This window comes from Nostoc sp. NMS7 (assembly GCF_017115085.1).
In the GTDB taxonomy this organism is placed as follows: Bacteria; Cyanobacteriota; Cyanobacteriia; order Cyanobacteriales; family Nostocaceae; genus Nostoc.
The window spans coordinates 61,530-75,539 of record NZ_JABXKJ010000097.1; the positions used below are offsets into that span (position 1 = coordinate 61,530).

Below are 14,010 nucleotides of genomic sequence, written 5' to 3' on the forward strand. Positions count from 1 at the left end.
CTGACGCTCGTTCCTCGCTATCGCTAATGTCGTTTGTATTGCAATCTGTCTCGTCAACTAACAACACCCAACTCGAACGCTGATATTTCCGCACCTAGATTTTGAATGAAAATTTATTGGTAAGTGTTAGGTAAGATAGTTGGGTAAAATTTTTGGAGTAGGAGTAAAGTTTTTTGTACTGTAGTAATCCCTATTCCTTTCGTTGATAAAAATTTAGATAAATTACATATACTTTCCTCTTGCATTGCTTGCTTGACTTTTTTAATGTATGTTTTCCCCAAGCCAGTTACCTCTAAAATTTCTCTATCTGATAGTGAAAGAAAAACAGTTTTTAATTCATTAAATATATCATCAGGTGCATGAGGATCGTATATATATATTTCTATAGGTAATTCACATTCACCTAAATACTTATTCATAATTTCTAGAGATTGCTCTTGGGGAATTCCTCCATTTTGTGTTCCAAGCAGAGGAAAAGCGATAGAAGTTATCTCTTTTTCTATGTAGGTATCGACGAATTTTTGCAAACCCAATTCCAGATATTCTAACTTTGATGGTTTCTTCCAGTGCTTTTTAGTTGGGAAGTTAAGAACCCAATGTTTGTCACATTTATACAGCCACAGCTTACCAATATCCATCAAATTTTGATTACATATTTCTACATAATATGTATACATTTCTTGATATCTTAAGCGAAATTCCAATGCAATACCAGCACCCATCACCCCCACACAGTTAACAGTGTTGACTAGTGTTTGACAATTTGAAGTAAATAAATTGCCTTTAATAATTTTGAGACTCATTTGTATAAATTAACCATTCTTGACCATTTTCTTGAAACCTAACACTCATAGGAGTATTAGGCTTATATTGTAGCTGGATAGAACGAGATGAACTAACATTAATAGATTGTCCAAAGTTAATTTTTGAAATGTCTTTAAACGGCGAAATAATTTCTCTATTAAATGGAAGCTGTTCTGTAAAGCTAAGAATTAATTCTCCATGAATGTTTCCATATTTATCGTAGTTATCAATTTGGATATCAATAAAATTTCCCCGATCGTTAATTGTTACATAAGGATTATTATGATAGAACAAACTCCCTTCACGAACAATTTCCAATTCTTGAAATACGCGATTAGCATATTTTGATTCTGTACCAATGAGCTTTAGCAAAGTATCTTTATCCTGGGTTGTACGACAAATAATACTTATATCCTCTAAATTAAACTCAGTAAAATCGAGGTAATTATGAACGATAAATTCTTGTTGGGATGCTCTCAGAAAAGTCTCTTTGCCAGCTGCCAGTGTAGAATAGACATGATCAAAATCAAAACACTGCTCCAAGAAAGTTGTACTGTTACCATAATGAGAGCCTGAAGCTGCAAGATTCCCACTACTTATACCACATTTGCTGCCATGAGTTTCCAGCACTCGCTTTAGATCGAAGCGGAAGAAAATTGGTACAGGACAAAGAGCATAAATATTTCCTCTACGTTTGCCTAACCCTTCATTATGCCATTGAGTTGGAGTTTGTGGTCGGCAATAGAAACGTGCAAAATCTTTTACATCGCTTCTGGTCCGGCCGATAAGGTTTGCGCCAGCTGAATTGCTGAAGTTACCACAAAGATTTCTGGCTAGTAGTTTTTCATCTGTGAGAATTGAAACAGCATTTTCAATATGGGTAAAGTGGTAGATGTATCCTTTCCAAGTGGAATTCTGACGATTTAGCCCAGCTTGAAATTTACGTGCAAATTCTTCTATTTCTTCTGGTGTTCTCTCTAAATAAAAATCATTACTTATGCAATTGCTGTGTATTTCAAAGAAAGGGTTATAATTATCTACTTCTTCTGTCCCTGTAGTCTCTATCTCTATGGTTGCAGTTTGCAGAGGGTTAGGTTCACCATCTAAATTCGCTATTTCTATAGCAATTAATACCATGTATTCAAGTATGTCTATAATCTGTTTATCATTGGCAAACCAAGAATGTTCACGATTAGAATATAATAAAGGAGCTATTTCTTGTTTTTTCTCTCCCTTCAAAAGATAAACACATACTGCTTGACGCTGTTCTTCAGTTTTTGCCTGTAGCGCCCACCTAATAATTTCGTCTTTAGAAATACTATCTCTCCTGGAACGACAAGCATAGAATAAATTTAAAGCAGTATCCTTATACTCATTGTGGAGGATGCGGCTATCTGGTGCAAAATCAACTAACAATTTTTCCTCAATAGCATTAGAATTACTGATTAATAGTTGCTGACAAGGCAAATAACTACCAGCTTGAGACATAAAGTAAACTGTCTCTAAAAAATTCTGAAGTTCATTAAGTTCATAAGCTGCACTAAAGTTATTAAGAAAATCTTTGGAAATCAGACTACCAAGATATATAGCTTGGGATACTCCCACTCTTGGCTGACTATTTCCTATTTCATTTTTTAATATATCAACTAACCGTAAATCATTGACAACATAACGTGTTTGAACCAAATCTTCTCCTAATAGCTTCTTAACTTCTTGCCATTTATCACGGGCGATGAGATTATTTTGATACTGTTGCTGAAAACATGGCCAATTTGCGACTTGTAAAAAAGTGTTTTGCTCTGAGATTTTACCTGTTAATTTATAGTTCACATTATCAAGTGAGACGAGTTGACGGTAGCGACCATACAAACCACTGGGTAAAGACTGACAGCGAGTGATGAGATAACCCATAGCGCGATCGCCCGCCAACATATTACTGATAATATCAATTCCTTCACTGGGGTCTTTTTGTTGCCAATTTACTGCTAATTCATTCCATAAAAAGTTCCAAAATTCATATTGATCAATGTTTTTAAAGCCTAAAGTATTTGTAAAATCTTGCCAATTTTCATGACTTTTACAGAAAAGATTATCAAGAATTTTGCCTAAATCTTCTCCTATCTTTCTAGCTAAATAACGATTGTGTTCTGAAGATTTTACTAAACTTTCTCTTCCTTTAGTAATATCAAAATCAGCATTTAAAACAAAACCTAAAAATAATTGTTCTCTAGTAGGTGCTGTTACCCAAAAAGTAGCAGTATTTTTAGGTAAGATATTATTAATACCTTCATTGTTTTCAGAAATTCCTAAAACTAAAGTTGCGTTTTTTTCTTGGGTAGTTTTTAGGCATAATAGGAGAGAACTTTCATGATCATCACCTGTTTGATATTTACCTATTTCTACTCCCGAAATATTCAACACAGAAGTAGGATACCAAGATAAATTGGTTATTTGATTTTGATGATTAACAAATGTACATTTTTTGATAACTTTGGAAAAAACTAAAAGAAGATTAGCTACAGAACAGAAATATTGAAGTACATTGTCAACAGACAGCTTTTCATCAAGATTTAATTCTATAATTGTACTGTCAGAGAGGCTAATATAACTGTTAATATCATTTCGTAGTTGATTAGTTTTTTCTGTATTTAACCGTGAAGGTATTAATCCACCTTCTACGGTAAAACCTAAGTTTTTACTAAGTACATAAGGTTTTTTACACACAAGATATATACTTTTAAATCCTAAACCAAATTTACCTGTTACTCCTTTTTCTTTATCAGAAATATTGAAAGTTAGCATTTTTTCTAAATCACGATGAAATCCTTTATCACGATATTTATCACGATATTCTTTATCTGGATAGTCGGGATGTTGAAAACAACCAATAGGTCTACCTGCATGAATAAATTGAATTTTACGATCATCGTATTTAACAATAAATTGTTTTCTAGTATCATCCAACTTGGGTGATAATGACATCAATTGCCATTCAACTACTGCATCATCAGCATTTTGAAATAATTCAAAGGGAATACTTGGATATCTGTAACCACATTCTTGTATTTCCTCTCTAACAGCTTTTAAAGTTTGTTCTTGTATTTGCATACTTTCACTAGATTCACCAGTAAGTAAAGTAACTAGTTCTGACTTGAGATTATAAATTTGCTTCTCTATGTTTTCTATAGATTGGTTGTTGATTTGTAAGTTAGCTTTCTTTTCACGTAATTCATCAAATGACTTGATAAATTTTTGAAACGCATGACTATGTTTCTTTAAACCTAATTCTTGTAAAGTATGTATTGCTGTATCTAATAACAAGTCTTTTGCTATTTGAATATCTAGCTGATCTGAATTTTCTAAATTTTCCCAAGTTATTTCTAGTGATTTAGGAACTATTTGATAAACTTCTTCTAGTAATAGCTTGCTTGAGTTCTTTAAAAGATTGACTAATTCTGATTGAATCAACTGTTGAGGTTGAATAGGCAATAATTCAATTTCTGTAATATCAGGTGATAATTTACTAACAAAAAGATGAGGAGGATTTTGTGTACTTATAAGACTGGCTGTAAAGGTAGATCCCATAATAGATTGTACTTTTCTAGTGCGTTCACTAGCTTGACCTACATAAATCTTGAAATTTTTGTTGTTTATATGATTTTGAATAGGTTTATTTTCAAATAAACTTTGCCGTAAACCTCCTAAATCTGTTTTACCAAGATAAAGATGAGCCAATTGTTTAACATTACCTTCACCACCATATAATAATGTCAAAAATGCTCCTATTGGTTCGGAAGGACAATCTTTTTCCCAATTCTGGAAATAATTTTTTAATACATCAAAGTTACTTTGATCTACTTCTTTTTCAGGAGGTTCTAAAATTGACAATAATTCACTTGTTTCTACCTTTTCTAAATAAACTTTAAGAATAAACTCCTGTTTTTTATCTAAAAGATGTATATTGTCAATGTTTTCTCTATTTCCCCAAGTTAATTGATAAGGTATTTCCCAATCTCCACGACCGTTAATCAAGCGAATTTTCTCTAGAATTTGTGAGAAACTATCATAATTAACTGCTAATTGTAGATAACAGTTAAAAACATTAATTGTATTGCAATCTGGTTTGTTATTTACAAAAACAATATTTTGCAAAATTTTACTGAGTCTCTGTTGTTCTAATTTACCTAATAATTTTGGTAGTAAATATTTTTTGAATTGTTCTTTACTTAATTTTTGTGCAAATTGCCAAGCTGGTAAAAAACTAACATCAATATTATTAAATACTTGCAATATCTCATCTAATGGAAATTCATTAATATTAAATTCTCCTAATTTATAATCATTTGCTATTTCTAAAATTTTGCCAATTTCCGATAATGCTTTATCTTGAGTTACAAATAATTCTTTAGTTAACCATTCCCAGCAAGTTTGATGATCACGAATTTTTTTATTTAATTGTGATGATGCTATATAATTACTAGAAACTGTTTGTAGTAATTCTTCAATTTCAATTTCAATATCTGGATAATGAAGAATATCTTGAGGATAAATAGCATTTTTATCTATATCTATAAGCCAAGATTTTGTTTTTAGATGTTTAAAATTTTGCTCAGTAAGTTTGAAGTTTTCTTTTTTCAATAAACCTTCTAAACTATCAAGAATTATATCAATATATAAATGAGATTGAGACTGATATAGAATAAATTCAATTACATCATTTTCATGCCATTTTGTAAATAATATTCTAATTCTTTTCAAACTATCATGATTTTGAATTTCTTTAGATAACAATGATAATTCTGTATATTCACTATTACTAATTTCCACTAATTTAGATAAATATTTACTAATTCTTTTGGGTATAATTTCAATTACTTGTTGTGGAGAAGTTAATTCGTGATCTACAACTAACCATGTTTCTGTTTTCAGTAATGTTGCTAGATTTTGATTTTTAGAAATGTCTATATCTTGTAATACGTCTAAAATTACTAACTCAAAGTTATTCCAATAAATAACTGATTTTTGAGGATAAGAAAAAACTTTTTCTAATATGATTTGTGCATTCCACAAAATAAATAAATTTCTTAACCAATTATATACCTGATGTTTTTTTATCCAGTTAAGTAAGGAAGATTCAGAATATTTACTATCGTCTAAAGTGGAGATTATTTGTTGATGTTTTGATAATTTAGCTGGTAATTTAATGATATCTCTTGGTTGTATTGCATTACCATTTATATCCACTAACCAATGAATATTTTTCAGTTCAGTTTCCCATTTATCTTTTTCTGCTAGAGATAATTTTTCTATAGCATTCAAAATTAAATCACAGTATTTATTAACATTAGAAAATTTTAAAATTGTGGATAATGCTTGATCTGGTGTCCACAAGGGAATCCAATCTTGATCTATTTCCTGCTTGTTTTGACGAATCAGTATAATATATTCTTTAAGGCGTTCATCAAGGAAAAAATCTGGATTTTCTAAATACATTTTGCCAGATTCAATACAAACTAGCTCCCCATTTACTGTTTCATGCAGTTGTAGAGATTTCCATAACTCTTGATTGCTATATCTTGGCCTAATATGGCGCAATAGCTCATATCTCTCAGATGGTTCTAGCAAATTCCCATCTACACAGTCTGCTCCTAACTCACGAATTAAATCTACAACTTCTTCAGTTTGTAATAATTTAATTCCCAGTATTTGGCGTTTAGCCGAGGGAATATACTCAACAATGAGCGGATCGATTAATCGCCAATCTTCACCTCGTATTTGTAAAACTTGTTGTCCAACTTTTTGCCATACTGTACTTTCTTGCGAAGTGATATATAAAGGAGTTGTAATATCTTCGTATTTTTCTTTATTTCCATGCAACAAGTAACGCAATTGCTTAGACATGATTAATTAACTCCTTCAATAAATTAGTTCGTTGCCTGGAATTGCCTAAATCTGGTTTTGTGGCTAAAAGCTGTAAGCAAGTTTGAGGTTCCAATTTAGGGATAGCTTTTAAGGTGCTAGTTTTTTCTAAAATCAGCGAAATTTTTGGTTCTATGAAAATTAGTTTGCATTCTGGTAATGCTGCTTTTACAGCAGTAGCAATAGGTGTCTCATAGTCTCTTTTATGAACTTGAAATAGCAAATATTTTTGTTTGTATTGTTGTAAACTTAAGTAGGAGCAAATATAGGTTTTATTCTGCTGATGATTATACCCAAAAAATAATGTAAGATTCGACACAAGGTTTAAAACAGTTTCTAGTGAATTAATCTGCTCAAGAATTTGCTCAAGAATTTTTTTAGCTACCTGCTCGGTAGTTGCTGTTATCAATAATTGGCTAAGACAAGTCAGAATAAATTTTACTTGTTCATTACTCAAAGAACCAGTACTAACAGGGGAATTTGGCTCAAATAATTCATAAATTAATAGTGGTTGTTCAATATCTAGCTGATATAATGCGTTTAAAACAAGTTGTATAGCTTGCCAATTGTAAGTAACTTGTTTAAGTTTCAACCTTTTTTCAGGATGAATTAATGCAACTATTTTTTTAATAGCTTCATTGTATTGCTCTTGTTGGAGGTTTTCGATACCAATGGTTATAAATGCTTCTCGAACTATATTTATTAGGCAGGTTTGAATTTCCGATTGTCCAATAAGTTGTCTATTTTGGATGAGAAAATTCACAAAGTAGTTGACATTTTTAGGTTGAGCAAAAAGCAAATTTAAATCTAACGATGTCAGTAGATTAATAATTTCTTGCTTTTGCCAATCTACAGATGTTTCATTTGACAGAAGATTAGGTTGTTCCTTGTCAATTAAATAATACCTTTCTACTAAATTGCTTAATTCAGGGAAGATTTCCCAGTTGGGGGGAACACCAGGCAGTGATCGCACATTTGCATTAACCGGAATTAGTTCCCAAGCACTACGAGATGGTTTAATCCTAAATACCCACTGAGCCTCTCTACAAATACTCTGTTTGTATACTTTACTTTTGAAAAACTGCGATCGCAAAATTCCTTCAGAAAGGTTAGATATATCTGGAGTAGATAAACTATGAATTTTCACAAATTTCTCAAGGGAAGGAAGAAAAACTTTTAAAGTTCCTTTAGTCGCCAGCAAATAATTCCACTGAGCTATCATTTCATCTTCATTCGTGGGAGTCTTTTGCACAAACCCATCAGTGCGAATTTTTTGCAATCCTTCAATATATTTTCTACCAGAATCAAGAAAGAAATAACCATGTAAAAAAATTGTATAATCTTGCTCACCTTTGCAATCAATTACTTCATAAGCTTCTTGTTCGGCTCCCTCTTGACTATAGCTAGCTTCATCACTGGCTAAAGGTAGAAAAACCGACCATTGCAGCATTAATCTAGCTTTATGTCTATTGTTTAGCGATTGCTTGGTAAAAACTACAGCACAATGAGGGATTGATTTATCAGGTATACTTTCTGATTCCGCCGATTCATTAATTGATACTCTTTTTGTCCAATAAGGTGACTGTTGTAAATCATCCCAAAAAGTATTTGATACGCTTTCTGAATCTTGACCTAGTAGTAATGAAAAGTCACTCGCTGGTAAAATTCGTTCTTTACCTGCAAACCGGATTCCTGTTGCATCTGCACTAATGATAATTCTCCCTTGCAAATCGTGTTCATCTTGTTGTATTATTTTACTTTCTGAATTTGGATAAATACAGCGATCGCAGGGATTCTGGCTATCTAAAGTAACAGAAAATTGCGCCTGAAGAGAACCGCTATTATTTTCTAGCCAATATCTAACTTTTCTAATATGACGTAACAAGGGTAATAATTGCCCAATCCTCATTTTCATGTCTTCAGGTAGATTGGATTCCACTGATTTGGCATCATTATAATAGTTAGCCAAAATACAACGTTCATCTGGCATTCTTTGGCGCAGTGGTATCCATAATAAAAAGTAATTAGATGTAGGTTTTACTAAGTTTTGCTGGATTAAATAATTTTGTAAAAACTGGCGATCTTCAAGAGAAATTTCTCCCCACTCTGGGCGTTTAGAATCAATCCCATCACGATTAGCCCAAGGATTAATAAATTCACCACAACCTTCTTGAATATCCTGAGAACGAGCAATATAAAAGAAGGCTTCACAAAAATGAAAAATACTCTTTTGTCCAAGTCCAAATTTACCGATTTTACCTTTATCTTTAGCATTAGCATCAATGCCAAAGCAAGATATAGATTCTTTATCAGATTTAGAAAATGTACCATTATTGAGGAAAAATAGTCCCGGTATCTTTAAAAGGGGATGCTTAACTGCATCTCCCAGTTCTTTGACTATTCCAAATTCTAAAGTTGTGGCTCGTCCATCGTTGGCATTTTGAATTATTTCTTTAATGATAGGAAACCCTTGCTTATACCTCTCCCGTAATAGACTTTTAATATTATTGACAATTGTTCCAGGTGGAATTTGATAACCTGCCATAGTTAATACTCTTCTTGTAATTGAAATTTTCCGTCTAATTGCACATAAAACGAGCAAAGTTCATACAGGATAAAGCTTTGACGCAATAATTACGTAAGGTGCGATCCCATCCTGTCAAACTCAACTGGCGGTAGTTTCTCTGGTGGGGGAAAATCTGACTGTTGACATTTAAGCCAATTGAAAATAGTGCGTTTATCTTCATTAATCCTGAATTTGCGGCTTAAATCTGCGATGGGCAAAACCCACCGCCCATACCAAAACTGAGCAAACAGCTAATTCGGTAAATACTTAGCCAATAAATCCTGACCCTGACTGCCCATCTCATCAAGCTTCTGCTCAATAAGCTTCATCGCCATCGGCGACGGTTTAGAGCGTCCATTTTCCCAACGATTAATCGTGGTATAAGTAACGCCTAGATTGGCTGCAAATTGTTCTTGCGTTAGCGCAGCCAAAAGCCGCAGATCACGAATGATCTGCCCCACCTCTGGCTGGTTGATAGCCAAGGGTTTTTTGATAGTCATTTAACTTCTAAACTTGATCCACTAGCTTAAGTAGCCAATGCTATATTATTTGCTACATATTAACCATAGTAAACCTGAGCATTCATCAGTAAATACGCGGAATTTGTGTTTGTGATAGTAAAATTTTTTCTTTGGTTAAGGGAATTTTTTAAGTGATGTTGAACTTGAATTTAACCTAACGGTTTATTGCTGATGGCTCCGTTTCATTGTTGAAACAGGCATTCCCCGTCAAGTAAAATAACCTTTGACTTATAACAAACCTTTGATTTATAATAAGTTAATTGTGAAAATTTCACCCCAAATATCTTTTTATCTGCTATCATTTTTCAGAAAAAATTCTTCACATTCATAATGAAGTTGACTGCCTCCAGCAAGAATTTATCTGTCTATATCGATTTTATAAACACTCCCCAGGTTTTGAGCATTTCGTCAAGTTGCTCTTTTGTCGCGCGTTCGTCGTTCGCGCAGCGTCTCGAAGAGAAGACGTTGGCGCAGCCATCGCGGATCACCAGAATCAATTACTTCACCTCAGTCGCCAATATTAATTACCAACATTATTTCATAAATTCTCATTGTGGACGGATTCATTTTCGTTGATTAGCTCGATTAAAATGAGTGTTTTATCGTTTAAAAAATAACAACATTCCATGTGGATTATCTAAAGATACATCTGTATTACTATTGTGATCCTGCGACTTATCCCCTTGTAAATCTTGACTTGAAAGTGAGTACACATCAGTTTCAACAAGCTGATATCCTTGAGTATTGAAATAACCAACTAATTTATCAGGCATTACATGAGATGCACCGTAACTTGGTAACAAATTATGTTCAATTTTATCCTGGTCTAAAATATTTAATTGCACAACACCTGTACGACAAAATATATCAAAATCAATCGACTCGACTAAGCCACTTGTAGTAATTTCTATTGAATCTAATTCCATCGCCAGTTGCTCTATACTCGCAAAATTCCGCGACCACGGGTTGCCCATTAAAAATAGCCGCACTGATATTGCCTCCGGTTGCACCTTCGCTATATCGAGTAACAGCTGCATAACAGCATCTGGTTGTAAATAATCTAACACTCCATGAACCGAAACCAACCGTAAGGTTTTAGGAGCATAAAGTTTTGTCAGTTCTAGTTCTGCTAGATTGCGATCGCAAAAATAATTTAACTGTAGGTTTGGGTATTGGCTGCGTAAAGCTAAAAACTTTTCTGGCGGATTAGTAGCAATGTCGTAACAGTCGATTGTCGGAAGTTGGTAGCGCGTCAAGTCAACTCCCTCAAAACCAAAAAAAACTTCACGCTCGGCAAAACCTGCACCCAAGATAGCTGCACTATCACCATTACCTGAAAGAATCGCTTCCCAAGTCAGGGGATAAACATTGGGGGTAAGTTCTAAAAGCCTAGCTCGACTAATTTCTAAGATATTGCCACTGCCCTTGTTTTCTAGGAATCTTACTGCCATAAAACCTCGTTATATTATGAGACAACCTTGGGACGACTGATTAGGGTGATATCTTTACCTTCGCCCAAACGGTACACTTCTGTGCGATCGCCAACATCAATTTCAAAAAACCGATAGCTTGTAGTAAACCGCGCCCACGGTGCCAAAGGATTAATTTTTGGGAGATTGGTTGTTGCTTGGTAAGTAATTTCAAACCCCGCTCCCCCATCTTGCTTGAACATCCGCAAAAAACATTCGTAGTCTCTAGCGTGCCAAAAATCAGTTGTTCGGCGACGCACCACATCTTGGGAGTCAGAACTCATCGCCCGTGCTGCTGATGCGGACACGATCAATTGCAAATTGTCAGACATTCGCGTTAAGGCAAGTTTCTTGTCTGGGTTTGAGAATATTTCATCAACAATTGGTCTAAGCTCAGGGTGCAAACAAGTTTCGGCAATGTAAAACCCTGAATACTTGCTGATATCTTTCTCAAATTCCCGATCAACTAGTCTTTCGGAGTCACAACTAACCGACTTTCGTAAGCTTGCAAAAATCAAGTCTTCATATAACTTCTGCTGCGATGCTGGCGTTGCTGCAATAATTTTAAATGCAGACCCACGCATTCCCTGAATTCCAATCAAAGCACAGGTACAATCGAGGGATGCCGCCCACATTGCTAGAAATTTTCGATAGTTGGTATAAAGCATTAATGCTTCCTGATAGTCAGGAGCTTTAATTTTGAGTAGATGCTTTACTGGATTGGGTTTAATTTCCCATCCAGGCTTGCATAGTAAAGCCCATAACGCAGAAGAATCTTCAATGGCATCCATGCATTTATGCCCCAAGCTTATTAATGACAATTATTTGTCTGTCCGTTTTTGTCAAACCTCATGCGGGATATCAAATCCTTAAGATGCGCTGGATCTACACCAAACCTATGAGCAATGTCATACTCCTCATCTTCAGTTGGCGGTGCATTTAGTGTAAGTAAATGCTCCAAAAAAGGTTGCGACCCCCCTAAAGGCAAACCATCATCCGTAAAAGGTAACCTATGTTGGTGCATTGACTGCTCAAATACCGCAGGGCGGGTATTTTGTAGCCATGCTACAACCTCACCAGGTTTTGGCGGGTCTATCCCCAGTCGATCGCATTCTTCTAATAACTCGTTTGATAATTGCAATTCTACTGCGGAAACGCTGCGCGATGCTCCTTGAGGAGCCGCCAAGGGCGATCGCACCACCAAATCCTGCAACCACTCCTGTAGTTTTCCTATCTCTGGTAGCTGCAAATCCAGCGTCCGACAAGCAGCTACAAACTCTTGTCCAATAACAGCTTCTCTATGCAAATTTTTCAGAAATGCAGCATACTCGTCTTCCGATAAGACATTAAGCTGCTGCTGAAAAAACTTTTGAATTTCTCGACTTAAGCGAAATATACGTGATGCCTGAAAATCATTGTCTTTCTTGATACCCTCAATATCACCCAGGCCAAGGGAGAGATTATCTACAAACCAAACCCCTACCTGGCCTACTTCTGGTACTGATAAACCCAAGGATTCGCACGCAAATATCAGTTCTATGCCCAAAGAGGTATAACCAGAAAACATCTGCTCCAAACTACCCGGTTGAGGAACCGGCTTACCACTTTTTTGAGCTAGGTCAACTAAATCTAAACCCAAATCAACTAAACGCCTTAAAGCTTTCGCCAAAGTGCCACCCAATATCGGCAGTAAATCATCTACCTTTTGCCGCACACCGGGCGCAAGGGTAAAAGATACTCGGTCAGTATCCCCTCCAGAAAAGCGTTCGCGCTGATTTGACACACGTTTTTTGAACTTGGTTTATCGAGATTTCTCTTCAGTTTATAGAAACAACAGGGGTTTTAGTTACAAACCTTAAGTTTTATATCAAAACCTATATCGCTAGAACAACTAAACACCTCACCATCAATAAACCTTGTCATTTTAGTGATGCACTAAATCTGATTAGTACATCACTAAATGTTAAATAATATTAATTTAATGCATCACTAACTCGGCAAATCGGTAAACTTTACCTAAAAAGCACAAAAGAAGGGCTTGAGATAAATCGAGCTAACTCGGTAAAAATCGTGCAAGAGCTAATAAAGATGCCAAATAACTACAAAATACTAGAAGTACTACCAAAACAAGGACTAGAACCCAGACAATTTCTACGCCAATGTTTTGATATCGCCGAACTCACTCCCAGAGAACTGCTCGAAGAAGAAACCGACTCACAATACCGCAAAAAATGTATCACTGTACTATGTGCAGTCTTAGGTGTACAAAGACCAACAGTTCGCAAGTGGGGAAGTGATCTCAATTTTGATGGGATACCCAACTACTGCAAAGTTTCACTTGCTTACATTCATGCTGCCGAAATCGTGCCAAAGCAGCTAAAAAGCATCTTGAGAAGAGAATACAACGCACCGGAAGTAAATGCTCAAACGTTTCTAGAAAAAATACTCCTCGAAGGATTAAGCGAACAACAAGTATTACAAACTGTCTCTCACGCCAATTTTCGCGCAACTTGTGTCAAAACTCTCACGCAAGTATTACATATTGGCACCAAGTCAGTCCAAGATTGGGGTCAGGATATGTCGTTTCACAAAATGCCTAAAATTCACAAGTACACCTTGGGCTATGCCTTGGCTGCTATTTCTAAATCATCATCAAAAAACTTGCAGAAAGCAGCTTGACTTATTCAACTAGTCGAATTAGGAAACTTGGTCTTAGAGATTAAGACCGCGC

The 14,010-nt window shown here is 34.9% G+C and carries 8 protein-coding genes; 1 reads left to right on the top strand and 7 read right to left on the bottom strand.

What is annotated here, in order from left to right; translation table 11 throughout:
- Nucleotides 1-113 precede the first annotated feature (113 nt).
- The 7 genes from HWQ38_RS10410 to HWQ38_RS10440 all read right to left on the bottom strand — a co-directional run bounded on the left by HWQ38_RS10410 (nt 114) and on the right by HWQ38_RS10440 (nt 13,062).
- Nucleotides 114-803 carry a macro domain-containing protein gene (locus tag HWQ38_RS10410; RefSeq protein WP_292792940.1) on the bottom strand — a complete coding sequence of 230 codons (690 nt, stop codon included), beginning with the start codon at nt 801-803 and terminating at the stop codon, nt 114-116.
- Entirely contained in the window at nt 784-6,705 is a 5,922-nt protein-coding gene (locus HWQ38_RS10415) for a DUF4433 domain-containing protein (protein ID WP_292792942.1), read from the bottom strand. Before HWQ38_RS10415 ends, HWQ38_RS10410 begins: the two co-directional genes overlap by 20 nt.
- Nucleotides 6,698-9,268: a hypothetical protein gene (locus tag HWQ38_RS10420; RefSeq protein WP_292792944.1), complete on the bottom strand. Its 2,571-nt coding sequence runs from the start codon at nt 9,266-9,268 to the stop codon at nt 6,698-6,700. Before HWQ38_RS10420 ends, HWQ38_RS10415 begins: the two co-directional genes overlap by 8 nt.
- Before the next feature lie 272 nt (nt 9,269-9,540).
- Nucleotides 9,541-9,789 (bottom strand): helix-turn-helix transcriptional regulator, encoded by a 249-nt coding sequence (locus HWQ38_RS10425; protein ID WP_292792946.1) that lies wholly within the window; start codon nt 9,787-9,789, stop codon nt 9,541-9,543.
- Nucleotides 9,790-10,409: 620 nt separating this feature from the next.
- Complete coding sequence (locus tag HWQ38_RS10430; RefSeq protein ID WP_292792948.1) at nt 10,410-11,261, bottom strand: hypothetical protein; 852 nt, start codon at nt 11,259-11,261, stop codon at nt 10,410-10,412.
- Between the two features lie 14 nt (nt 11,262-11,275).
- On the bottom strand, nt 11,276-12,070 hold the full coding sequence (locus tag HWQ38_RS10435; protein WP_292792950.1) for a hypothetical protein: 795 nt from the start codon (nt 12,068-12,070) through the stop codon (nt 11,276-11,278).
- 20 nt (nt 12,071-12,090) lie between these two features.
- The gene (locus tag HWQ38_RS10440; RefSeq protein ID WP_292792952.1) at nt 12,091-13,062 is read right to left on the bottom strand and encodes a hypothetical protein; all 972 of its coding nucleotides are present in this window, start codon (nt 13,060-13,062) and stop codon (nt 12,091-12,093) included.
- Nucleotides 13,063-13,367: 305 nt separating this feature from the next.
- Between HWQ38_RS10440 and HWQ38_RS10445 the strand changes: the two genes are divergently transcribed.
- Entirely contained in the window at nt 13,368-13,958 is a 591-nt protein-coding gene (locus HWQ38_RS10445; RefSeq protein ID WP_292792954.1) for a hypothetical protein, read from the top strand.
- The last annotated feature ends 52 nt before the right edge of the window (nt 13,959-14,010 follow it).

Coding starts and splice junctions, on each gene's coding strand:
- HWQ38_RS10415 (WP_292792942.1), bottom strand. CDS start 6,705: ATGTCTAAGCAATTGCGTTACTTGTTGCATGGAAATAAAGAAAAATAC.
- HWQ38_RS10445 (WP_292792954.1), top strand. CDS start 13,368: ATGCCAAATAACTACAAAATACTAGAAGTACTACCAAAACAAGGACTA.
- HWQ38_RS10425 (WP_292792946.1), bottom strand. CDS start 9,789: ATGACTATCAAAAAACCCTTGGCTATCAACCAGCCAGAGGTGGGGCAG.
- HWQ38_RS10430 (WP_292792948.1), bottom strand. CDS start 11,261: ATGGCAGTAAGATTCCTAGAAAACAAGGGCAGTGGCAATATCTTAGAA.
- HWQ38_RS10420 (WP_292792944.1), bottom strand. CDS start 9,268: ATGGCAGGTTATCAAATTCCACCTGGAACAATTGTCAATAATATTAAA.
- HWQ38_RS10435 (WP_292792950.1), bottom strand. CDS start 12,070: ATGGATGCCATTGAAGATTCTTCTGCGTTATGGGCTTTACTATGCAAG.
- HWQ38_RS10410 (WP_292792940.1), bottom strand. CDS start 803: ATGAGTCTCAAAATTATTAAAGGCAATTTATTTACTTCAAATTGTCAA.